Consider the following 23,336-nt stretch of genomic DNA (forward strand, 5'->3'; position numbering starts at 1 on the left):
GTTTGCCGGGTTGAACCAGGTTTTATCGTTGATTTGAATGTCCTTGCCATTGCGAAGGATCGCAATGGCAATCGATGGTTATTCATTAGTCGTTTAAATCATGGATTAATATCAGTGCCAACACCCGGCACTAATCCATACTCCGAACAAGGCACTCCAGACTGTCCGCTTGCAACTGCTGACAAAGCTGATTGGCAGCATCTCTGCCTTGACCGGGACCCACGAGCAGACGAGTCATATTCTGATATTGCTCAAAGCGCGGTGTTTTCCCCTCAAACGCCTGTGCGCCCTGGCTTACTCGATTCCAGAAAGCCTGGGCCAAGTCACGAGTTCCGTACGCACCGAGTTGTACAAACCAGCTCCCCTCCTCTACCGGCGACTCCGGCACAGCTTCTACTTCGGGCTCTGCACTGGCAAGAACCGGGACAACGGGGGCGATGATGGGCTGGGGCTGTGATTCCTCTTTTTGCGCGAAGGTACCCAGCGTTACTGCTTTTTCCTCGATTGCGCGCAGGGTGAAATCCAGTCCTCTGATTACACCATTACTGCTGAGCACCGTTAAATTGTCAGGTCGATCCAGTACGCGACCATCGAGCGCATCCTCAAGAGATAACTGATAATCACCGGGCTCAATTCCGTCAAAAAGAAAAAAGCCATCGAAAGCGGAGCGTCGTTGAGCAACGACCGCACCGTCGAGTGTTTTCAGCGAAACCAATGCACGACTGACGGGCATTTCTTCATCACCATCAGCAGTGACAACATGGCCCTCGAGCTCAACAGTACGAATTATCGGAAAATCGACTACCGCGTAACTACCCGGCCGCGGAATGACTGAAACCCCGGGATTCCTCGACCTCAATTCAGTATCGGCAAGTGTTGCCTCCTCAAGCTGAATATCTACCTGTCGATGGGCTGGCATACGAGATAGATAAGCCAACCCGCGTTCATCAGTCGTTGCGCGTCGCCAAGCCTGTACTCCCTTTATATCAACTCCGGCATACGGCTGACCCACGGCTCCATTCTCATCCTCAAACACCCGTACCTCGACGGCCCCTGCGCCGACAGATGCAAGGCTATCGAACCTTGGCATCAGCGTCCCAGGCTGTGGCGCCAGGGTGGTCGATAGATTGATCAGACCTACCCAACGCTCATCACTGTCATAGCCAACACGGGCATTGATGACTACATGATCGAGCACCCAATTGATTCCCGCCGCATAGTAGGTAGTATCTATCCGCGGATCATGTCTGATATCCAGGTCCAGACTCAGATTCCTGTCGATGCTCAAACTACCAGTGGCACTCAGATCGATCAATTCGGTCTCCGGCTCGAAATCGTAACTGGTTGACAAGCGGAATGACCACGGCTTGATAACGGTGCGGAAATTAGACTGACCCCCTGTCAGCGATGTTCGTGTCGTGATGCCATTCAGACGCTCATCTGCAGATGAATACCAAAGCGAGGAGGAGAACTGTCCCATACCTGCCAAAGTGGTTGTTGTACCAATGACTGCGTTGTAGGCCGTACTGTTCTCCTGTTCCCGGGTCTCGGCCTTGAATTTTACGGGAAAGTCAAAAACAGACGATGTGATACCAATACTGGTCTGCCATTTTTGCGGGGAGCTGGCCAGCTCAGGTTCGTCAAAGTACTGCGTGTAACCCAGATTGAGACTGGTGATGCCCAGTCGGGTACTCAGGGAGGTACTCACCGAGCTCTGAGCACCGGGCGTGTTGACATAATTGACATTACCGTAGAATCGCGAGGTGCTGATACCTAAACGTGCATTGCTGGATTCCAGCCGCTCACCAGCGACCTCTCGGCTGGTAACACCCGCGCCGACAGTCAGGTTGCGCGACAGACCAAAATTGAAACCTCCTGAAAACAATCCATTGCCCGATTCTCCCTCGCCATCATTCAAACCAAACACTGTTCGTCCACTCTCTACCGCTGACATCTCATAGCTGATACCGCCGGGAGCAAGCATGCCCAAGCCCAGGAAGTAGACTTCTTCACGGGATTCAGTTTCACCGAACGGTCCAAAGAACTTGAGCTCAAAACGGTTTTCACCAAACTGCAGGGGTAAATCCTCAAACACATAACGTCCATCTTGCCCGGTCGTCTGTATCGTGATCAGCTGACCGTTCTGATAGAGCTCGACATCCCAGTCTGGCAATTGGCTGCCTTCGAGAGTGATGACCTCAAGGTCAAAGCGCCCACTCTGCTCATTGCGGCCACCTCCACCGCGTAGCAGCAAACCACGCCCCCCCCCTGCACTGACATCGCCTACTTCAACATGGTTCAGTCCCAAAGGACCGTCAAAGGCTGTTCGCTCCAGTTTCAGACGTGCTCCGGTCAATGACTCCTCAGACTGCCCAGAGAGCGAGATCGTGGATGTCATCCATCCAAGATCTCCCCTCGACAACAAGGCATAGTTGGAGCCATAGTCTGCACGGCTGTCAGGAGTTTGGCGAACAGATGAAAAACCCAGACGAAGCTTTGTAGTATGGGGTCCAAGTAATCGATAAGGCGTTTCCTGCAATGGGAATTGCGCTTCCCGATTACTGGAAGTGCCACCGATCGGATGTTTTCGACGTTGAGTGCGCTTTTGTATCGGTAGTAATTCGTCAGCCTCTATATTCAGATACAACTCGCGTATGACCGCTGACAGACGCAACGGAAACCACTTCTCCAAAGCCTTTGTCTCTACATACAGCTCTCCTTCAAACATCACCGCTTCACCTTCGGAGATCGGCCACTGTTGGCCATCACTGACTACCACGGCGTTCTGCAGGTCCAGCGAGAAAAAGCGATCCTCAGAAATATACCAACCTTCGGCCAAGCCTTGTTCCGCGTCTACCGCAATAAGGAAACCCAGACCATTGGCCAGCTCGTTGAGTGAGACTAGAAACTCTTCACCACGCTGGTAGCCCAACACATCCAAGTCAAGACGCTCACCGTCAAGGCGCAATTCAAGCAGTAATTCATTTTCCAGCTGCAGCTGAGCAGGTGCTGTAAAAGCTTGTGTTCCGAAGGTGATGCAGAGAAAAGCGAGAACGAGTCTCCAACCACGAATATATGCACCATCGGTCAACATAACTTTTCCCAGGATATATCTGCTCATCACCCCGGCGTTAGCCAAAGCGTTCGTGATAGATGAGCAAAGATAAGGCCCGATCAACTACCAAGGGGTGTCCTGAAGCCGTATCACGGCTCTAGAAAACAGAATAAAACACCGACGACGAGTCTCTGTATTCAGGCGCTCATGCACACAGCCTTTGAAGGCCCGCTTGCACACAGCCTTTTGGGTGGGCCTTGAGCAGTCGGTGTCTCTGTTCACTTACCACGCGACAATGTCGGGTGGAAAACCACGTGACTGATCATGAGCTAGCGGTTCCCATTGGTCAGGACTGGATCTACAAGATCGTTGCCACCTTGCACATTGATTACGCAAAACCAACGTCTGTCACCTCATTGAGGCCCTCATACCGATTACCCAATCAAGCTCTATATCTGTCCAAAACTCACTATTGACCCACGAGATAAATCGGTAGCAGTACGCAGAAAAATGTCCTGAACCAGCAGATTTTGAGCCTCAGTTACGGTTTTCTGGTACAGACGATGATTACTGACTCAGTTTTTTTCCATTCTACCGTTACTTATCTCAAGGTAACCTTTTCAGGTCAACGGCGGACTACTCTGAACCAGACCTTTTGGTGCTTACAAGCTAGTACGTAGACCGCTGAAGGTACACGTGCAACAAAAGAAATAACTTTTAACTTCAGGACCTTATGATGATGATGATGAATATACGTAAACAACATTTGGCAGTTGCCGTAGCCGGTACGCTCAGCCTGATGGCCTCCACTGCTCAGGCTGCCGAGTTCACAGCAAGCACTACTTTGCAAAACACGCTGGCAGTTACTGCCATATCCCCATTGGACATTGGTACGGTCTTTGCTGCAAGCACCGGCGCAGATATCGGTGACGGCGTGGGAGTCATGAATATTGCCGGGGATGGGACCGTAGACTACACGAACTCGTCGACTACAATAAAGCTGATGAGCTTGGGAACTCCCGTGCCGGCGCAAGGATCTGTTGATTCGGCATCCGACTTTAAACTGATCCTGCCGGACACGAATCTTTTCCTTGCAACTACATTTGCCGACGGTAGTGGAACCCTTGAGGCCGCTTTCAGTGACGCCAACTTAGGGAATGCCGGCTATGAAGCAGTCGAACTCAGGGTCTCAGCCGATGATACTATCCCTGCTCTCTATCTTGTACATTTCAAGGTTGGAGACGTTAGTGGTGGCGCAGCATCGGAAGACGGAACCGCAAATGATGGAATATGGGACGTAGACATGGACTTCGGTGAGACGACCTATGTTTTCAATATCGGTGCGACCGTCGTCACACAACCTGGAATCGAGTCCGCAACGGGTGCGGCGGATGGTGATCTAGCATACGAAGAAGGTACCTACTCCGGCACATTCGAGGTTACTGCATCCTACTAGAACGGACTAGGCCATGCTGAGAAAGAAAGGGGGCGTTAAAAGCGCCCCTTTTTCTTCAACTGTTGCGCTCAGAGCTATCAACCTCATCCCAAGTCAATGCTCAGAAAGACATTATATAAGCTTATCAGGCCTGCTGCTAAATCAACACGAGCAGTCAATGCTCTGGATGCCTTCTACCGGTCAGCACAGAATGGTACCTTTCAAAACTCCTAGCCAGTCTTGACTATTGGGCCTTCTCGGCAGTGGATTGTCTCTCGTAGAAATTCATATCAATACAACTCGAAGACTTAAAGTAAAAGCTCTATAGCTGCTTCTCTTCCCGCTTCTAGAGCTGTTATAAACTTGCAAAGTCATTAGTGACACCAATGCTGTCGAGAGAAATTCTCCAGCGGCTCCTGCATGAAGCACGCCAACCGTGGATGTCACCTCTCCACCATACGAACGATTACGCTGTCTACTGAACAGCGTGCAGCGCTGATTACCTATCAAGGACAGCACGTGTATTCTGGCACTCAATTTGCTCGATCCAATAGCAAAGGTCGGGCAACTTTCCCTTTCCGATTTCTGGCTTACTCGCATTTTCGTAGCCAATGCCACCACAGCACCTGAAATTGGCGAGTCTACTCGGGTTTCACCCCAGTGCAACTCTCCAAACAGGAATCAAACGTCCAGAGCATCCCTATCGAAAGAGTGTCTACTCCCGTGCATTCAGAATCAGCTTCTCTCACCCAATGTCGGCAGGCAATATCCAACAAGGGAACAAGATTCATGACTCACCTCTTTTTGGCGATTCTACTCTGGGCGACAATGACAAGTTCTGCACTAGCGCAACCACTCATTGAAGAACTGCAGAACTTGCGTTTCGGCAAGCTTGCGATTTCTGCCAATGACACTGTATCGCAATTCACCTTTTCGCGAACCGGCAACAACATCAATATAGAAGGCCAGTTCGTGTTGATTGAGAAGGGCTTGCCAGGACTCTTCCAGTTCAGCGGGTTCCCGCCCACCACAAGACTAAACGTCAGCCTAGATAGCACAACACTCACCGCTGAAACCATCGGAATCACCGAGCCGTTGAGTGTGGACAACTACGACTTCCCACAGGTCACGACGGACTCTGAGGGAAACGCTGAATTATCATTGGGCGCACGCCTTGGCACAACAGGGAATGGTGGTACCTACGAAGACTACCTCTACAGCGGCACTACATCATTACGCGTTGACTACTGGCAACCTGATGCCGATGCCTTCGTATCCAGCAGCAAGGTCATTTTTCTGGAGACAGAGCTGAGTTCGACACTGACGATTGATCAAGAGCAGCAGTTGCATTTTGGCACCCTGTTTGCCCGTACCAGCATTACAAGTCAGGCTTCCATGACACTTTCGCCCGCAGGCACTTACAAAATCAGCGAACCGGAAAATTCACGCCTGGTTTCCATTGTAAAACCTGAAGAAGGGGTTCTGAGAGTGAGTGGAGCGGCAGCTAACTACACGTTATCTGTAACCCCGCAAGTGGCCGACGTATTGCTAGAACATACGGAAAACCCCGCTAGTGCCCCGCATTTGATTCTAAGTGATCTGCTGACATCACCGGACGGGATAGGAAGAACCGATGCCAACGGTGAGATGCTGATAACAATCGGCGGTACATTGAAAACGGAAATCACTTCTTCGCCACAGATCTACCCTAGCGGACGGTATGAGGGAACGTATGAAATCACGGTGTCTTATTGATATGGTGGATGGTACTGCGATGGAATTAACCAATTTTGCACACGATTCAAGAGTAATTTGATGAAAATCAGACAGTCACTAGTGAAGTACATTCTATTCGGCCTGACGCTCTGTCTAAGCTTTGCAGTCCACGCAGATATGCTGATCAGCCCTACCCGGGTTCTCATGGATCATGAAAACAAAAGCACTACCATGGTATTGCGAAATAACAGCAATGGCTCACGTACCTACCGTCTGAGTTGGGAGGATAAACGCGCGACGGAAGACGGTGGCTACAACATGGTGTCAGAAAGTGAGGAATGGCCTTCTGCCAAAGACATGATTCGTGTTTCTCCACGTCAAATCACAGTGGGGCCCAATGAAAACCAGACAGTACGTTTCAACTGGCGCCCCCCTGCTGATTTGCCATCCGGGGAGTATCGCTCGCATTTACTGCTACAGGTCATTCCGGATATTTCTGAACCCACTTCTACCTTGGGAGCAGAGACCTCTCAGGAAGGAGTCGGCATTCAAGTCTTCATGCAGATGTCATTCTCTATCCCTGTTGTAGTGCGACATGATACCGAAGCACCACAAATCACAATGGAATCCATCAAGGCCGTACCGACCAAGAACTCACAGCGCATGGGCCTGGAGATGGTGTTCAACCGTACCGGTAATGCCAGCAGTTTTGGCAAGATATCAGTGGAAATGCAGCGCGATGCCAATAGCCCCGTTGAGGTTATCAGTCAGTCCAAGGAACTCTCCATCTATCCGGAGATTGATAAACGCACGTTCACCATCCCCTTGAGCGAAGCGAGTATTCCCGAAGGTGCCTTCGTACGCGTCGCCTACGAAGGTGCCAAGGAATATGAAGGCATACTGTGGGCTGAACAAGTTTTTCAAGCCGAGTAACTCACTCGCCGAAGCCGACTAAAGGATTCAGCATGAAAAAAAGGGAATACCGCCGCTATACAGTCATTTGCGTCGTCACCATAGCCAACACTTTACTTATGACTTCCAGCCTACACGCACAAGAACGCACCCCTTTCGCAGAAGCTCTCACTGAAACAACCAAAGAATTTCTATCGGATCGCGGCCGCACTGGCAGCTTGATAGGCAGCATCATTGCCGGTGCAGCGGTGGCGAATCCGCTCGCGCCGCTGTTGGGTAGTGTGGCTGGCTTCATGATTGGCAAAAGCTCGGCCTTCTCCGATAAAGATAACAACGCCTCTCGAAGGCAAGCCTATAACAACCGCAGTTTGATTCCTGACGGTGGTGGTGTTCAGGTGACCGGCCTGACAGGACTCACAGGCAACCAGTCGCAAGCCTCTGAACAATCGATCCTCATGGCCGTCCCTGTGGATACGGGGATGGAAGATCCATCCGAGCAACCCGTGGTTCTGGGAGCGGCCAATGAAGCCGTGTTTGGCAATCAGCCAGAACAGATTGAACAAACAACACTTCTGGACTCAACTGGGCAAAGCAGGATGGGGAGTCAGTCAGGATCGCGACAAATCGAACAAACAGTCGCTCTGGGATTCCCCGGGGAAACAGGTGCGCAGAATCAGTTCGAAGATGAGGTAGAAGAACCCATTGATCAAACAGTCGCCATGGGCTTACCTGAGAACATACAGGCCAGAATCAATCTGCAAAAACAGCTGGCTTACGCCTGCAGTAATGTTGAAGTCTCGCAGCCGCTCTCATCGAATTGTTATTACTATTCCCAATAGGAACATGATCGGGCGTTTTGCCTGATCAGTGCGATGAGCAGGCTTCAAACCAAAACCTACCAAGCCCGCACAACATCACTGATTTCCAGACGACGGCGATTCTGCGTGCCTTGAGCGACGCTAGCGATGCTGTGATTCGGGAATACGGTATGCACTGTAATCCAGCCTTCGTCGTCCCCCTGCTTCTGAATTTCATCAGGCACTAGGACATCGCTGCGTCGATAGATCCGCAGGGCCTCTCCCGTTCGGATGCCGTGAAGAAAGCCGGCATTGATATGAATGTCCTTGCCTTTTATGGCCGTCACCTCAGCAGAGAAAGGCACGCAGGCAAGCTTCTGATTGATCTGCAGGCTTATGGCTTTCAGTATTTCGTCAACCACTTCGCCCAGATCAGTGCTGAACCAGGGTGTTGCCACGGTTCGGCCATTTCCTGGAAAACCGACAACGTCGCCTTCGACCGTGCGCTGATATCGCTGCGAATAAAACAGAGAACCGTATTCAACGTCATAGATAAACAACTTGATCAGCACATTGCGCTCATCGCTTGCGCCAAGCAATTTGTCAAACCAGTTGCCACCAGGGGTCATGGTCATATCCTCGAGTTCGAGTTTCACTACGAACTGGGATGCGTTATCGCGACCTAACTGCCTGACTCGCACCGCAGTAGTCGGGGCGATGCTTTCAAAACTGGAATCATGTGTTGCGAATACATTGAAACGCCCCAAGGCATCAAGATGCGTCTGCAGACGCCGGGAGGTCAAATCAGCAAGACCGGGAAGATCCCTGGCAAGATCAGGCACGCCGATGGTGCCAGCCACAAGAATGGCTTTGCGATAAGAGAAAGGTGATCCTGGCTCCGGTGAACACAACTTTTGCGAGTCGGTTTTATCCGCTTTGGCTTGCTCTTCACTTTGCTGCTGCTGGGCCTCCCATTGCTCAGCAACCGATGGCTCACCTTTCAACGAACAACCGGCAAGCAGTACCATGACTGCTGCAACGATCGAAAGTTTGTGAAAAGTGACAGTCATGTAGCCTCTACTTAGTCTTCCAGAACACCAGATTGCATGAACCCCCTACCGCTGAGCACCGAAAGACACGAGGCAACATTTGTGCATAGCAAACCTGTTACATAACACATAGGGGGATTTTGTCTCAGCTTTGAGAACAGAAAGCATAGACCACTCACGGTCGCAACGCGATTCTATCGCAACCGGCACGTATTGGTGAGGAATACCAGACGACTGTTACTCTCGCCTGGCCTGATTGCATTCACCCTGGCAGGACCACCTCAAGGCCGTGAGGCTGCAGTCCGCTTGCGGATCGTGAAATCCATAATTGTCTATTTCACGACCTTCTGGCATCGGAGTCGATGAGTACTCGCTCACAACGCATCGATTGTGCCAGTTCCCATAAAATTCAAGGATCTGCGCAGAAACAACAATGGCTGCTGATCAGCCTGCTTCTTCGTCATCTTTCCACTGAGCCAGATTGAGCAATTGAGCGGTTGAAAACCGCCATTTCATTTATATGTCCTCGTTTACTATGGGTTACGTCTTTCTGAGCAATACCTCAATTCTACCCTCAGGTGAGGGTGTTTCTTGAGGTACAATGAGGCCGGTTTTTTTCCGAAATTCTCCTCAGTGGGTCTTAGCGGATGGAAGCTGTTTTTTCCCCCGACGTTTGCGGAAGTAATCAATGTCAACAGTGAAATGCAGAAGTTGCCACACACCGATGGTTGTAGATCGTTGTGAATCCAGTGGCTATGCCACCACTCGCTGGCATCAATGCCCGCTATGCAAGCAGGTCCGCATGACGAGTGATCCGGTGTCTGCAACCGCGGAATCTGCCAGCAAGGCATACTTGTACGACGATGGCGAGTATCCGAACTATGCGGATGCTGGCCAATCCGAGCCACTTTACAATCCTGCCGATCTGATTTCATGAGCGAATTACAACTTTCCGCCAAACTGGTTGGCGACATCCAGGCCATGCTGCAAGAACACGATTCTGCGGCTACGGACCCCGGCGTAACGTCACAGTATCTTTGCGCGGTAGTCGGCTTTCTGCTAGGCCAGCAGGACATGCCAGCATCACAGAAAGAAGATGTGCTGAATCAGCTGGCTGCTTTCATGAAGCATGTAGCTGATGATGTCGACACCCAGAAACAAGAGGCGGCTCCGCCTCCGCCTTCCCCTCCATCACAAGAAGCCTTCGGCATCTGGAAACCATCTAAATGACACAAGCAACAGCACGCCATATCCTCGTTGACAGCGAAGAGAAATGCCAGACTCTCATTGATGAGATCAAAGGCGGAGCGGATTTCGCAGCAGTAGCCAAGCAGAACTCCAGCTGCCCATCAAAGAACGACGGTGGCAATCTGGGTACCTTCGGCAAAGGCCAGATGGTTCCTGAATTCGAAACTGCCTGCTTTGAAGGCGAAGTCGGTGACGTTCAAGGCCCTATCAAGACGCAATTCGGCTATCACGCAGTAGAAGTCACTGCCCGTAGCTAGAGTTTTATCAAGGTGTGGTCGCCAGCGCCAATACAGCCTAGCGTCCCAGCCTTGAAATAGTACGTCCGTCGGGTGCCAGAGGCACCCGGCGCAGCCAGTCAGCTGGCTTGAGCTCTCTTCGCGAGACTGTCCGGAAAGCCTTGTTATCAGGCTCCGTCGACCTCCAGAAAGTCGGAAAACCTCCGAACTTCTAACTGTAACCAAACACGCTATACGACAGACATTTGGTTCGCAGGCGGAACTTTCTGATACTTTACGTGAAGCAGTTCTTTATTTCCCAGCCTGATAGGTAATATTTACTGATCCGCAATGAAAGACGGTGTGTCACGCAATGACCCCAACGTCTCTGTTGCCGGAAACGTAATGGCAAGACAGGCCGTTACCTCCTGAGAGCAGATCGTCAAATTCAATGATTTTCCGCACCTTCCCCATCGTCATCTCGGTGGACTGGCCTTCACTCTGGCAGTGGTCTGATGACAGCATCATCGGCTCCCTGTGGTTGGCTACCAACGAGATACTCAGCGACACAACAAACGGCCTGCTGGTCATCTGGCATGACTCACCGTGGTTGTCCGCCCTGGTGATTCTGGGTGGACTCAGCGCCCTGCTCACCAATGTACATACAAGGCGTCATTCCTGGAGGCAAAACAAGGCGGTGCAATCTGCTCTGGATGCCTTGCCGGAAGCCGTCGCGCTGTTCGACCCCAACGGCCGGCTGGCTGCAGTCAATGAGAAACTAGCCAGCCTCATGCCCCTGAGTATTGAGCCCACACTGTATCCCGACATGAATGCCGAGGATCTCTACTCACAGATTTCTCCCGACACAGACGCTATCGTGCAAGCTCGCAAACGAGCACGCGAGAGTGCCAGCAGCCAGGACGCAACGCTCAGCTTCGAACTACCCAGCTACGGCAAGCAGCCACTTCTGGTCAAGGAACGCAGGACTGACAATGGCGGCACAAGCATCTCCGTCTATGGAGCCGACCATCTGGCCAACTTGCGATTCAGCGACCCATTAACGGCTCTGGCAAGTCGCAAGCGCCTGGTTCATGAGCTGGCGCAGCGCTGCAGCAGAACAAGGGGCGAGCTGGCTCTGATTATCGTTGATCTGAAAAGCTTCAGACAAATCAATGACAGCTACGGCCGTGCCGTAGGGGATGAACTGCTGAAACAGACCGGACTCTGCCTGCGTCGTGCCGTTCCTGAGAACGCCTTGATCGCCCGCACAGGCGGTGATGAGTTTGCAATTCTGATGGAATCTGATCATAACCGTGAGGCTATCGAATCCATGGTAGTGAATTTACTGCAGACCTTTCGCCGCGGTCTTAACGTTGAAGCCATGAACGTGCCGGTCAGAGCCAGCATTGGAATTGCCTACGCACCGGAGCACGGCAATACAGTGTCAGCCCTGTTGAGATCAGCCGACAGTGCTTGCGCACATGCCAAACATGTCGGCGACAACTCTCTGGTTGTCTACAACTGCGATCAGCAAAAGCAGGCCAAGCACCGCCACCAGCTTGAAATCGGCCTGCAGCAAGCTATCGAAAAGAACGAACTCTCCCTGCAGTATCAACCACAGATCGATATCCGCAGCAAAATGACCTGTGGCATGGAAGCACTCATCCGCTGGCACAGCAGTGAATTCGGGCGGGTTGCACCGGCAGATTTCATTCCTGTTGCAGAAGAGACCGGCATCATCAACCGGCTGGGTGACTGGGTTCTCACACGGGCTGTGGAGGATTACCAGCGACTCGCAAAATTCGGGACCTCGCCTACGATGCTATCGGTGAACCTGTCCCGTAAACAATTCGAAGGTGGCCAGATCGTGACCGATGTCGACAGACTACTATCCCGCACAGGTTTTGATCCGAACAAGCTCTGCCTGGAAATCACGGAGACCGCACTGTCCAGCAATTCCAAAAAACTGCAACGCCAGCTACTGGAATTGACCTCACTGGGTGTTCGACTGTCCATCGACGATTTTGGTGTGGGCTACTCTTCACTGCTCGAACTTCGCGACTACCCCTTCACCGAAGTCAAGATAGACAGAGCCTTCATCACCAACGTTGCAACGGATCAGCATAGTCAGGACATCATTGGTGCCGTCGTCGACATTTCCCGCAGCATCGGCGCGGAAGTGGTCGCTGAGGGTATCGAGAATCAAGAACAGTTTGACCAGGTTGCCCTGCTCGGCTGCGATCGGGCACAGGGATACTTTCTGTGCGAGCCCATGCCGGCCACCACCTTTCCAGACGTAGTCCTGGTTAAATAATAAATACTCGGACTACCAACGCATCTCCAGCTGAATGGGAGAATCCTCCCCCAGAGGCGCCAGGCCACTGAAGGCCACCCCAAGCAGACGCACACCGGAACGCCTGCCCACGCGACCATGACGTTGCATGCCAGACTCCTGCCCCAGACTCAAGGCTCGATCCAGCAGGAATGGCAAAGCTCTGTGAGCCGAGCCCTTATCAAGCAAACCCTTGTGTTGCGTGTGTGCACGCGTAAAGGTTGAGAAATCGGCAAACCTGACCTTGACAGTGACGGTCTTGCTGCTGAGTGATTTAGCCGCCAATTGATCGATCAGATCGTCAAGCAGGGTGACTAGAATATCCAGCATCTCGGTTCGCTCATGCAAATTGTCACCAAAAGTGCGTTCAGAGCCCATCGATTTTCGAATACGACTGACTCGGACCGGTCGATCATCGATACCTCGCGCAACCTGATAGTAATAACGACTGCTTTTACCGAATTCGTGAGCCAGCTCAGCCTCACTCCATTGCCGCAGATCGCCACCCGTAAGAATGCCCAGATCATGCATGCGGGCCTCAGTGACTTTACCTACGCCATGAAAGCGGCCAATTTCCAGGCTCGCTACAAAAGTCTCACCCTCAGCTGGCAAAATACAGAACAGACCATCCGGCTTTTTGTAATCGGAGGCAATCTTCGCCAGAAACTTGTTGTAGCTCACCCCTGCCGAGGCCACCAAGCCAGTGCGCTCATGAATCAAGGTTTTTATTTCCCTGGCGAGCCGATAGGCGGAGCCTGCAAATAACGTGTTACTCGTAACGTCCAGATAGGCTTCATCCAGCGATAAAGGCTCGATTTGATCGGTAAATTCTCGAAATACCGTGTGAATCTGTTGCGACACCTGTTTGTAGACTTCAAATCTGGGCTTTACAAACATGGCATGTGGACACCGTCGTCCCGCCTCCGCACTGGGCATGGCCGAATGGATGCCAAATTTGCGCGCCTCATAGCTGCAAGCCGCAACCACTCCTCGCCCATTGGGTTGTCCGCCCACGATCACCGGCAGGCCCCGCAGAGAAATATCATCGCGCTGTTCCACGGAGGCGTAGAAGGCGTCCATGTCCACGTGGATGATCTTGCGAAGTGACTGCACATCACTTACCGGATCGGTTTTCGATGTCGAATTGGACGACATACTCATGTCATACGTGTAATTGCTTTAGAATCAAGGGGAAATTGGACTCGAACCCTTAGCAGAGCACACCTGCAGCCTATGCACGGTTGCAAATCATGCAGGGAAAAACCGAGTTTTTCAACCTGCTGTCTTGCGCAGCCTTTACACATCATGGAGCTGTATCGTGTCGAGCACTATAGGAGTCGAGCTGAAGGGAGGTATGTATACCTTCATGTCACTCAAGCTCCACACCAGTGACATGAAGATCATTGATGAAAAGCTGGCTGACAAGGTGCAACAAGCACCCGGCTTTTTCAAGGATACCCCTGTTGTCCTCGATCTCACCGTCCTTGAAGAACAGGACCTGGAGATTGACACAATCGCGCTACTCGATTGCATCAGACGCCATCATCTAGTACCTATCGTCGTCAGTATTGGTAACAAATCTTCACGGTTGGTTCAGTCAATCGCGATACCATTGATTGAAAGTGGCGCCCGTAGAAATGACTCAGCAAAAGATGGATCCCGTCAAGGTTCCGAGAGCTCAACGACCAAACTGGTAGACAGCTCCACACTTACGTTACCTGATGTAGACCTTTCGGTATCGAGAGAGGTAGAGTACGTCGTCAAGGCACCACTGCTGATAGATAAGCCAGTGCGATCTGGTCAGCAAGTCTATGCCAGAGACACTGATCTGATCGTCATGGGTCAGGTAGGTCCTGGTGCCGAGATCATTGCAGATAACAATATCCACATTTATGGCCCGCTGCGGGGTCGCGCGTTGTGTGGTGTGTCAGGAAACGTGTCTGCACGTATCTTCTGTCAATCGCTAGAAGCGGAACTGGTTTCGGTTGCGGGTAACTACCGCATGCTGGAAACCATTCCGGAAGAGTTGCGCGGCAAACCCGCACAAATTTGGCTCGATAAAGACAGGCTCACTATAGAGCCGCTCTAAGCATAGAAATTTTTGGGAGTGGGAGCTTGACCAAGACAATCGTCGTAACTTCAGGCAAGGGTGGTGTCGGTAAGACAACTACCAGTGCATCCATAGCCACAGGCCTAGCCAAACGTGGTTTCAAAACAGTCGTCATCGATTTTGATGTCGGACTGCGTAACCTTGATCTAGTGATGGGCTGCGAGCGACGCGTGGTCTATGACCTGGTGAACCTCGTTAATCAGGAATCCAGCCTTCACCAGACGCTCATAAAGGACAAGCGGATAGAGAACCTCTATATCCTGCCTGCCTCGCAAACACGTGACAAGGACGCACTGACCATCGAGGGCGTCGCCCGGGTCATACACAAGCTCAAGAAGAGCGATTTTGACTACATCATCTGCGACTCGCCGGCCGGTATCGAAAAAGGTGCCAAGATGGCTTTGTATTTCGCCGATGAAGCCATCATCACAACCAACCCGGAAGTATCGTCAGTCAGAGACTCTGATCGTATCCTCGGCATTTTGCAAAGCGAATCCAAACGCTCCAAGATGAACGAAGAACCGGTCAAGGAACACCTGCTGATTACTCGGTACAACCCTACCCGTGTCAAGGACGGGCAAATGCTCAGCGTCGATGACATCGTCGATTTGCTGGCCATTCCCTTGCTCGGCATTATCCCTGAATCTCCATCTGTACTGGATTGTTCAAACGCAGGGAAGCCCGTCATCCTCGACGAAGAAAGTGAAGCGGGACAGGCTTATTCAGATGCCATTGATCGCTTGCTCGGCGAGACCAAGCCACATCGTTTCATGGAAGCCCCCAAAAAAGGCTTTCTGGCGCGCTTATTCGGGTAGATTGACATGGGCTTCTTCAAATTTTTCAAAACAGCTAAAGAGGACCAATCAGCCAAGGTTGCCAAAGACCGTTTGCAGGTTCTGATTGCGCACGAACGAACTGGCCGTGATGGCCCAGACTACCTGCCCATGCTGAAGCAGGACATTCTGGACGTCATCAAGAAGTATGTCGCTGTTGGCGACGATGCCGTCTCGGTACAGCTTGAGTCTCAGGACAATTGCGATGTACTCGAGTTGAACATCACCCTGCCCGAGCTTGATGAGTCGGAAGATGATGTAGTGCCCTCCAGTGCCGCCAAGCGACGTGCAATGGAACGTCGTCAGGCTGCAGCTCAAGAAGAGAGTTGAGTTCACCCTGACGGAGTGAATCCAGGCCAAGACAGTTTTTAAACAGTCTTTCCAGGCCCCTGGTTAACCCAGGGGCCCGGGATCCTGTCCGAGTAGCTCTCTTCATCGCCTGATGATGCAAAGACGCGATCTCGCTACCGATAAGCCTGCCTATCGGATTGAAACACACAGCCCCTGCAATTTCGGCTCATGTGATTTCCCGGCTCTGAAGTTCGGCCCAGAACCAACCAGCACCAGTGAGCCACTCACTCGTGTGTTTCTCCCCCTCTATCAGACCTGTACTTGCCTTACTGGCAATCTTCATCTTGAGAGGGAAATACTCTTCAGCTGAGTATTTTCGAGACAACTGCCCTGCCCCACACATCCAGAGTCACAGCCGGAGTGGCAAGTACACCTCTACTGCGTAACAGTTTTAATCTGTTCGGCTTTATTTCCGTTGCGTGGATAAATCATTGCAATTCAGAAAGTCGACACGCCATTTCCAGGACCTCACTGAGGCTGAACCTCAGTTCACGGGTCCGTTATGCGCAAATAGGTGACAACTCCCTGACATTTCGACGCGAATCATTGTTGCAAAAAAACCACTAGAATTAATTTCTCGGTTATTCTTGGGTTTCTGACTAGCTTACTGTTGTTTCTGTTCTACACTAATGGTCATGCGGCGCCGCTCGTTTTGTCACTGTCATGCAAAAACGCAATATTTTGTTGCATTATTCAGACACGCTGACTAAAGTTGCATCGCTGAAACAGAAATTTTTTGTTCTACACAGCTTTTACAGCAAATATCTGATTGGAGAAAACATATGAAATTCACTAAGACAGCTGTCGCGGTAGCAATCGCAGGTATTGCTGCTGCAGCACCCATGATTGTTTCCGCTGACACAACTTTGTCCGGTGTTGTTGAACTCACACTGCAAGGCAGTGATGTAGACGCAACTGACGAAGATCCTCTTGCAGGTGACCTGCGAGTCGGTACTGGCGACGTACTGTTCGGCATCGTTGCAGAACATGAACTGAATAGCGGCCTGACTGGCTACGGTAGCTTGCGTGTTGACTTGGATCGACTCTCAAATGCTGGCGCTGTTGACATCGAGAATGGTCCGGGCGAAGACGATGACGTCACAGTCGGTAGTGTTGGTACATCTGACGCCGTTTACGCTGGTATCAAAGGCGGCTTCGGTGACATCCGAATCGGTGAAATCCCATTGTCTGTTGAGTACGGCCAGGTTGCTAACGACATCTATGACGTCGGTTCTGAAATCAACGGTGGTCTGAGCTACGTGGGCAACTTCGGTCCTGTCGGCCTGATCGCTAACTACTCTCCAGAGCCAAACTCTGATGCAGTAGGCCTTGGTGCCAAGTTTGCACTCGGTGGCTTCAGCATTGGCCTTGGCGCAGAAGATCGTGCTGAGCAACAGAACATTGCTGGTGGTATTTCTTTCGCATTCGCAGGCGCTTCAATCGCTGCTCACTTCTGGAGCAAGGAAGAAGCAGAAGGCGGCACTAATGGCGACCTGGAATCCATGTCTGTCAAGGTTGGTTATGGTTTCGGTGGCGTAACTGCTGACCTGACTGTCTCTACTCTGGAAGATGACGGAGCTACAGATGAGAATGCTATTCGTCTTGACCTGGGCTACGCTCTGGGCGGCGGAACACTGCTTAGCTCACGTATCACTCAGTTCAACAATGACAACGACGACAGCGCAGAATTCCTGGAATACCGCGTAATGCTGGCTAAATCTTTCTAAGACAGCTTTAACGATCTGAAAAAGCCCTTCTTCGGAAGGGCTTTTTTTTGCCTGAAATTCGAGAACTAATCCTGGCAGCAGTACAACGCAACGCTGCCTCTCGAAAAACTAACGACGCACGTTCAACGAATTCACAACAAATCGAACACCAGGTACCTGACCGGCGACACGCTCGGCCTCATAAAGCGTGGCATCATCCAGCACATAACCAGACAGCTTGACACTATCGTCGCTGACGGTTGTCACCATGATGTTGTTGACAGCCGTTTGAGGGGCTCTCTTCAACGCCTGCTTCACTTTTACAGACAGTTCGGTGGTGTCGTCTACGGTTGTATATAAATCTTCCTTGATCAATGGTTCACCATCAAAGGCACAACCACCCACCAAAAGTGCGCCGCTGACCATCAAAGATGCGACGGGTAACTTTCCAAAAATTTTCAAAACTCTCTCCACCAGTAAAAAAGAAGGTCGGACCCTCGTAGGTCCTTGATACTTCGGAAAAATGTCGACTAAAGATGGCATTTTTCTTCGTTAAATACAGCTTTTTCCTGGAAAATGCATCAGGAAACGCCTCAATTTGGCAGGTATGATCGAAAATGTTGACGCTCAAACACGACAGCGACAATTTTCGTGGACACGGGGTATTCTGCCAGTAATACGAAATAGACGTAACGCGCCAGCTACAAGCCCTTCTAATCCAGCTACAAGCCCTTCTAATCCAGCTTCAAGTCCAGTAATTGCAACTCGCTGTATAGAAAATCAATTTCATGCGGGCACACGGTATTACTCAAATAATGACGCGCAACCGGTAAACGCTCACGAATCGTATCCTCTGGCGGCAACTTGACCAAGCGACTATCCGTTGCCAGTACAGCAGTCGCATCCGGCAACAAGCAGTTCGCCAGCTGTTGCGCACAATCGGTGAACAGCTCGGGATCACTGGTATGCAGCAGATCGAACCAGAGCACATTCTCGCCTTTGGATTTGACTGAAAAAATCAGCAGCGCCTGCCGGCCATCGGCTTCCAGCCAAATGGGGACGACTGGCATGCTGCACATGTCATCCAGCAATTGACGCTGAATGTCCGTGGCACGCAAGCTAATGGCATCAACATCTTTCGTCAGCACAATGCCTGATGAATCTGCCCCTGACTTGTGCCAGTGATAACGCTCATCGTCGAGCACCTGATATCCCAAGGCCTTGACGATGCCGATGGGCTTGCTGGAATTGGTGAATATCGTAAAGGTTTGCGCAGAATTTTCCATGGTTGCCAGCAAAAGCCCTTTGCCAAGCCCCCTACCCCGCAGAGATTTGTCCAGATACCAGGAACTCATACTGGCAAAACGCTCCTTTCTGAAGCCATCAACTGAATTACCTATCATGCGATCGCTATAAATCAGCCCCACATAGCCCAGAATTTCGCCCTCTGACTCGACAACCTGTCCATAATCCGGCTTATCCAGCATCCACGGATAACTCATGAGCCCGCTCCAACGCTCTGCCGAGAATCTGGAGTTCATCTTTGTGTGCAACAAGTTGCAGATAGGCTCGATATCACGAGATTCTGCGGCTCGAATGAAGGTGCTCATAGGCCTCTGCCAAAGACTTCTGCGGTAGGCAACCAGCTTGCTCCCGGATGAGCACAGATCGAAGCTGCCAGTTTTTCGCTAAACGCCCAGCCTTCGGCATCCAGATCGATATGATGCGTGACAAAACCGGTCGGTTCATCGGCATCCACCTGAGCGCAGCGGCGCTGTTGAAGATGCTCGACCAGCTGTTTGATGATTTTGAGCTCGCCTGCGAATCGAGCACCGGTTTTCCAGCGAATCGGATCACAATGCCCATTGACGCAGCGTAGTCCGGGCACCAAATCCGCGCCAGCTCTCGGCCCAAAAGTAGAGACAGCGGAATAGCCGCGTGCAGCAATGGGCTCAAAAAGTGCCGGATCGATATGGTTCCAGGGAGGAACCACCACCGGTAGAAACCGCTCTCCGAATGCCTGCTCCAGACGTTCCCGCCCGACATCAAGCTCCTGCAGTACAGCCTGTTCGCCGCGGTGCAGTCCCAATTCCCAAGCCCCCAAGCCCATTCCCCGAGGGGCATGGTTCACATGAGCATATCCGTGCTGGGCCACACGTACAGCCGTAGTTCCTGCCAGAGAATCAATCAGCGAATCTTGCAGCGGCGCCGGAATAACGGCCAGCAATAACCCGGTGTCGGCACAGGTCTCAAGCAGCCGATCGAGCGAAGGTCCAGCGGCTACCGCATCGTCATCACGCCACCACAAGGTGGCGCAACGCCCAGCGGCATGCCAGGCATTGAGTTCTTCGTCCAATAACGACCAGGGATCTTGCTGACAATCAGTTTTCACAGCACTCGCACAGCGTCAGGATTTCGAAAATCAGCTGGTCTCGCTCATCTGCTTGCCCAGCCCGTTCAGTATGTTGGACATGGTACACGGACAGCCAGACATGAGCTTTTGAAAGCTGTCTTTGGTTATCAGCAGAGCTTCGATGGTTGAGCTGGCTATCACCGTCGTTTTTCTGGGTTTGTCGCATAACAGAGACACTTCACCGATCACGGTATTTACAGCGGCCTCACCGATTTTCTCCTGCCCTTCATCGATATCATGATAGATATCTGCCGAGCCGGAAAGAATGACATATGCCGTGCTGGCCTGATCACCCTGTCGAAAAAGCTCTTGCCCAGGCTGGAAAATCATGCGATCAGACGCAAATGCAAGCAACTTGAGTGGCGCTGGATCAACTCCGGAAAACAACGGAATGTCGCGTAGCACGTTCAGTTCATCATCGAGATTCATTACGATTTCACCTTCATTCAACCATTCTGCCCAAAGCAGGACCGTCAAGCTTGTCTACAACCAGACTATCAGGCACGAACTCAAATGTCTCAAGCAATCTGTCATCCACGATAGCCTTGTCATCAAATGCAATGCAACGATCAAAGTAGCGTGCATTCACCTGCGAAGCCAGCACCCAGACAATGCCGGGATTCTCCCCCTGTTTTGAAAGAAAATAAAGGGTATTACGCAATATTTGCTCTTGCTGCTTCTGATCGACGCCGGTAATCGGTCGATTGAAAATGTAATAGTCGGAACGTCGCAGCAAGGCTCTGGCGAAATTGAATTTCTGTCGCTGCGCCGCTGTCAGTCGACGCCCACCACCCCCGACGTTGAAGGTCAGGCCAACAGCAAAAATCCGGTCAAACAGCGCCGGTTGTCGATCTAGTAAATGTTCGATGATGCTGCGTACCTGGCGTTCGGCATCCTTGAAGCGATGATCCACCTTGCCAAACACGATATTGTCGATAAGATTGGCAGAAATCTGAAATTGTTCCGGATCATAGACATCAATCAACACCCTGAGCCGTTCCGGTGCATTCTCCAACAGCATTTTGCGGGTTTCGATGACTTTACTGATCACCTTGTCATCCAGTAGTCCGAACCGGTAGCGGGATTCTGTATAACGAAAGCTGAGCTCTATCCAGGCATAACGATCCTCTTCATTGATACTCTGGAAATCAAAGCTCTTGGTTCTTTGATACAAAGCCCGGTAATGAGGTATCTCACTGGGATCCATGAAATCAAGCCGGTCGAAGAAGGGGTGATCCGGCGGCAGGTTATCGAACAGATCGCGCACCGTTTCAGCAATCTTCATCCCCATGTTGTACAACAGCTCATCAAGCCCGGTCTCTGCCATGGTGCTGCGCAGATACTCAGTGCCTTCCACTGTGCGCCCGTTACCACGCGTGTTGGTCAGAATGCCGAACAGAATATTGTCCAACAGTTGCGCCTGGTCGTTATAACTCTCCATCTCGAACGGAATGATCAGATCTGTCAGGCCCCTCGACTCGAGCTCTTCACGCACACGCTTGCGTAGCGTCACGATTTGTCTGCTCAGATCACCATGCTCGTGCGCCCTGATAATGGTATGCAGTGCGAAGTCGAAGACATCATCATATAGATGCGTCACAGCGAGCACCTGCTTGAGAGATTCCAGTAAACCCCTGGAACCATCAGGGCCATTCACCGACACAAAATCGATCCAGTTGCTTTTCAGATCGAAAAAAGGATTACCGGTGCGGTTGGCTTCCTGTCGTTCCCACTTGCGACGTACCGCTTCCTGATCTGCGTAGTGAACCTCCTCCAACGGACTATGCTTCAGGCCGTACAGCAGATTGTCTTCCAGAGAGCCCGAAAAGAAATACGTGTCGGCGGAGGCATAGGTCATGCGTCGTCCGGTAATCGACTCTGGCAATGCCGCCAGATTCTGCGTGCCTGCCGTAATCCTGCCCCTGGCCGGTCTGACGATTCCGCCCAAGGCTTCAGCAAGCACATTCGCGCCACTATAGGCATCACCGACCAGTGCAATACTCTGTCCTGCCTCAACGGTGACAGAAACGTTATCCAGCGCGACCGCCCCGCCTTCATCCTCGATAGTCAGATTAATCGCGCTGAGCGGCTTGTCCAGTGTTTGCTCACCAAGAGTATCCACTGCCTGTACTGACGCTGGCAGCATCTCGTCGGCATCAAATTGTTCGATGATCTGCTCGTACTTGACCTGCACATCCTGCTTTGCAAGATCCCAGTCGATCAACTCCTTCAATGGACCAGGCAGCTCCTTGTAGGCGGCGATAACCGCCACCAGCTGACCGACATCCAGTCGCCCGGTAATGGCCAGAAAACCACCGACCAGATAGAACAGAAAGGGTGTGAGCTGGGCAAGAAAATTGTTCAGGAATTTTATCTTGAACTTTCGCAGATATATTTCATAGCGAATCTTGAACAGGACACCCAACCGGCTTGAGACATCAGCACGCTCATAATTGGAGGTATCGTAAGTGTGGATAGTATCGATACCCTCAACAATCTCGACCACTCGTCCAGCGAGCTGACGCGATTTGATCTGCCGCTCACGGCCCAGCACCAACAAACGTCGTCGCAATCGTGGAATGACGAGCATCTGGACAGAGGCCATGAACAATGCAACCAGCCCCAACCAGAAATGTTGCACAAAAATGAATGCCAAAGCCGTCAGCGCCTGCCCACCCAGCAATACCGGCTGTACAAACGCTTCGGCCGTGAAGCCGCCCAATGGCTCCACTTCGTCCTTGATCATGCTGGAGATCTCGCCCCCCTTGATGCGTTTGAATTCACCAGGCTGAAAGCGCAGGATACGATCGACTAGATCAAACCGAATGCGCCGCAGAAGGCGCTCGCCGAGTAGTCCCTTGAAGGTATTGATGTAGTACTTGAAAATGCCGTTGATAATAACCAGGGCAAGAAAGCCCAGGCTCAGAACCATCAGTGCCTGCGTTCGATTCAGCTCAAAACCTGCGAACAGATAATCCGCAAGGTAGGTCTGCGTAGACTCGGCTGTCTGGAAGCCCTCACCCTGGATAGGCCCATTGATGATCATCTTGGGCAGATCAAACGCCAGATAGTATGGAATCATGGAGAACATGACCACACTCAGTATCCATATCTGTTGGCGCGATGTGTGCGTCCAGATATAGCGCGTAAAACTAGGTTCCATT

Annotated in this window: 21 protein-coding genes; 13 read left to right on the forward strand and 8 right to left on the reverse strand. The window is 51.5% G+C overall.

What is annotated here, in order from left to right; genetic code table 11:
• Window positions 1-130: 130 nt before the first annotated feature.
• A complete protein-coding gene (locus IMCC3135_RS29080) occupies window positions 131-3,094 on the reverse strand; it encodes an SPOR domain-containing protein (RefSeq protein ID WP_169727541.1) in 2,964 nt (987 codons plus the stop codon).
• Between the two features lie 275 nt (window positions 3,095-3,369).
• On the opposite strand from IMCC3135_RS29080, the gene IMCC3135_RS34365 reads away from it, so the two are divergent.
• The 5 genes from IMCC3135_RS34365 (at window position 3,370) to IMCC3135_RS29100 (ending at window position 7,957) form a co-directional block, all read left to right on the forward strand.
• Window positions 3,370-3,531, forward strand: a complete 162-nt coding sequence (locus tag IMCC3135_RS34365; RefSeq protein WP_157736342.1) for a hypothetical protein — start codon at window positions 3,370-3,372, stop codon at window positions 3,529-3,531.
• A 290-nt stretch (window positions 3,532-3,821) separates the two neighbouring features.
• Window positions 3,822-4,511 carry a hypothetical protein gene (locus tag IMCC3135_RS29085; RefSeq protein WP_169727542.1) on the forward strand — a complete coding sequence of 230 codons (690 nt, stop codon included), beginning with the start codon at window positions 3,822-3,824 and terminating at the stop codon, window positions 4,509-4,511.
• Between the two features lie 768 nt (window positions 4,512-5,279).
• Complete coding sequence (locus tag IMCC3135_RS29090) at window positions 5,280-6,245, forward strand: DUF4402 domain-containing protein (protein WP_088920773.1); 966 nt, start codon at window positions 5,280-5,282, stop codon at window positions 6,243-6,245.
• 60 nt (window positions 6,246-6,305) lie between these two features.
• Entirely contained in the window at window positions 6,306-7,139 is an 834-nt protein-coding gene (locus IMCC3135_RS29095; protein WP_088920774.1) for a fimbrial biogenesis chaperone, read from the forward strand.
• 98 nt (window positions 7,140-7,237) lie between these two features.
• Complete coding sequence (locus tag IMCC3135_RS29100; RefSeq protein WP_088920775.1) at window positions 7,238-7,957, forward strand: hypothetical protein; 720 nt, start codon at window positions 7,238-7,240, stop codon at window positions 7,955-7,957.
• A 56-nt stretch (window positions 7,958-8,013) separates the two neighbouring features.
• On the opposite strand, the gene IMCC3135_RS29105 is transcribed toward IMCC3135_RS29100, so the two are convergent.
• A complete protein-coding gene (locus IMCC3135_RS29105; protein ID WP_088920776.1) occupies window positions 8,014-8,985 on the reverse strand; it encodes a flagella assembly protein FlgT middle domain-containing protein in 972 nt (323 codons plus the stop codon).
• A gap of 667 nt (window positions 8,986-9,652) precedes the next feature.
• Here IMCC3135_RS29105 and IMCC3135_RS29110 point away from each other — a divergent pair.
• From IMCC3135_RS29110 to IMCC3135_RS29125, 4 genes are all read left to right on the forward strand, one after another.
• Complete coding sequence (locus tag IMCC3135_RS29110; RefSeq protein WP_157736343.1) at window positions 9,653-9,901, forward strand: hypothetical protein; 249 nt, start codon at window positions 9,653-9,655, stop codon at window positions 9,899-9,901.
• A complete protein-coding gene (locus IMCC3135_RS29115; protein WP_088920778.1) occupies window positions 9,898-10,194 on the forward strand; it encodes a hypothetical protein in 297 nt (98 codons plus the stop codon). Before IMCC3135_RS29110 ends, IMCC3135_RS29115 begins: the two co-directional genes overlap by 4 nt.
• Window positions 10,191-10,469 (forward strand): peptidylprolyl isomerase, encoded by a 279-nt coding sequence (locus tag IMCC3135_RS29120; protein ID WP_088920779.1) that lies wholly within the window; start codon window positions 10,191-10,193, stop codon window positions 10,467-10,469. The genes IMCC3135_RS29115 and IMCC3135_RS29120 overlap by 4 nt, the downstream gene beginning before the upstream one ends.
• 409 nt (window positions 10,470-10,878) lie before the next feature.
• Window positions 10,879-12,741, forward strand: a complete 1,863-nt coding sequence (locus IMCC3135_RS29125; RefSeq protein ID WP_088920780.1) for a putative bifunctional diguanylate cyclase/phosphodiesterase — start codon at window positions 10,879-10,881, stop codon at window positions 12,739-12,741.
• A gap of 12 nt (window positions 12,742-12,753) precedes the next feature.
• Here the strand turns inward: IMCC3135_RS29125 and dinB are convergent, their stop codons facing one another.
• The gene (gene dinB, locus IMCC3135_RS29130; protein ID WP_169727543.1) at window positions 12,754-13,920 is read right to left on the reverse strand and encodes a DNA polymerase IV; all 1,167 of its coding nucleotides are present in this window, start codon (window positions 13,918-13,920) and stop codon (window positions 12,754-12,756) included.
• A gap of 157 nt (window positions 13,921-14,077) precedes the next feature.
• Here dinB and minC point away from each other — a divergent pair, with 157 nt between their 5' ends.
• The 4 genes from minC (at window position 14,078) to IMCC3135_RS29150 (ending at window position 17,780) form a co-directional block, all read left to right on the forward strand.
• The gene (minC, locus tag IMCC3135_RS29135) at window positions 14,078-14,848 is read left to right on the forward strand and encodes a septum site-determining protein MinC (protein ID WP_157736344.1); all 771 of its coding nucleotides are present in this window, start codon (window positions 14,078-14,080) and stop codon (window positions 14,846-14,848) included.
• 26 nt (window positions 14,849-14,874) lie between these two features.
• Window positions 14,875-15,684 (forward strand): septum site-determining protein MinD, encoded by an 810-nt coding sequence (gene minD, locus IMCC3135_RS29140; RefSeq protein ID WP_088920782.1) that lies wholly within the window; start codon window positions 14,875-14,877, stop codon window positions 15,682-15,684.
• A gap of 6 nt (window positions 15,685-15,690) precedes the next feature.
• The gene (gene minE, locus IMCC3135_RS29145; RefSeq protein WP_088920783.1) at window positions 15,691-16,032 is read left to right on the forward strand and encodes a cell division topological specificity factor MinE; all 342 of its coding nucleotides are present in this window, start codon (window positions 15,691-15,693) and stop codon (window positions 16,030-16,032) included.
• Between the two features lie 803 nt (window positions 16,033-16,835).
• Window positions 16,836-17,780, forward strand: a complete 945-nt coding sequence (locus tag IMCC3135_RS29150; RefSeq protein WP_088920784.1) for a porin — start codon at window positions 16,836-16,838, stop codon at window positions 17,778-17,780.
• Between the two features lie 108 nt (window positions 17,781-17,888).
• Here IMCC3135_RS29150 and IMCC3135_RS29155 read toward each other — a convergent pair whose 3' ends face one another.
• The 5 genes from IMCC3135_RS29155 to IMCC3135_RS29175 form a co-directional block, all read right to left on the reverse strand.
• Complete coding sequence (locus IMCC3135_RS29155; RefSeq protein ID WP_157736345.1) at window positions 17,889-18,221, reverse strand: BON domain-containing protein; 333 nt, start codon at window positions 18,219-18,221, stop codon at window positions 17,889-17,891.
• Between the two features lie 272 nt (window positions 18,222-18,493).
• A complete protein-coding gene (locus IMCC3135_RS29160; RefSeq protein ID WP_088920786.1) occupies window positions 18,494-19,369 on the reverse strand; it encodes a GNAT family N-acetyltransferase in 876 nt (291 codons plus the stop codon).
• Window positions 19,366-20,151 carry a polysaccharide deacetylase family protein gene (locus tag IMCC3135_RS29165; RefSeq protein WP_088920787.1) on the reverse strand — a complete coding sequence of 262 codons (786 nt, stop codon included), beginning with the start codon at window positions 20,149-20,151 and terminating at the stop codon, window positions 19,366-19,368. Before IMCC3135_RS29165 ends, IMCC3135_RS29160 begins: the two co-directional genes overlap by 4 nt.
• A 30-nt stretch (window positions 20,152-20,181) precedes the next feature.
• The gene (locus IMCC3135_RS29170; protein ID WP_088920788.1) at window positions 20,182-20,601 is read right to left on the reverse strand and encodes a cyclic nucleotide-binding domain-containing protein; all 420 of its coding nucleotides are present in this window, start codon (window positions 20,599-20,601) and stop codon (window positions 20,182-20,184) included.
• 13 nt (window positions 20,602-20,614) lie between these two features.
• Entirely contained in the window at window positions 20,615-23,335 is a 2,721-nt protein-coding gene (locus IMCC3135_RS29175; protein ID WP_088920789.1) for an ABC transporter transmembrane domain-containing protein, read from the reverse strand.
• Between the last annotated feature and the right edge of the window lies 1 nt (window position 23,336).

The organism is Granulosicoccus antarcticus IMCC3135 (assembly GCF_002215215.1).
Classification (GTDB): domain Bacteria; phylum Pseudomonadota; class Gammaproteobacteria; order Granulosicoccales; family Granulosicoccaceae; genus Granulosicoccus; species Granulosicoccus antarcticus.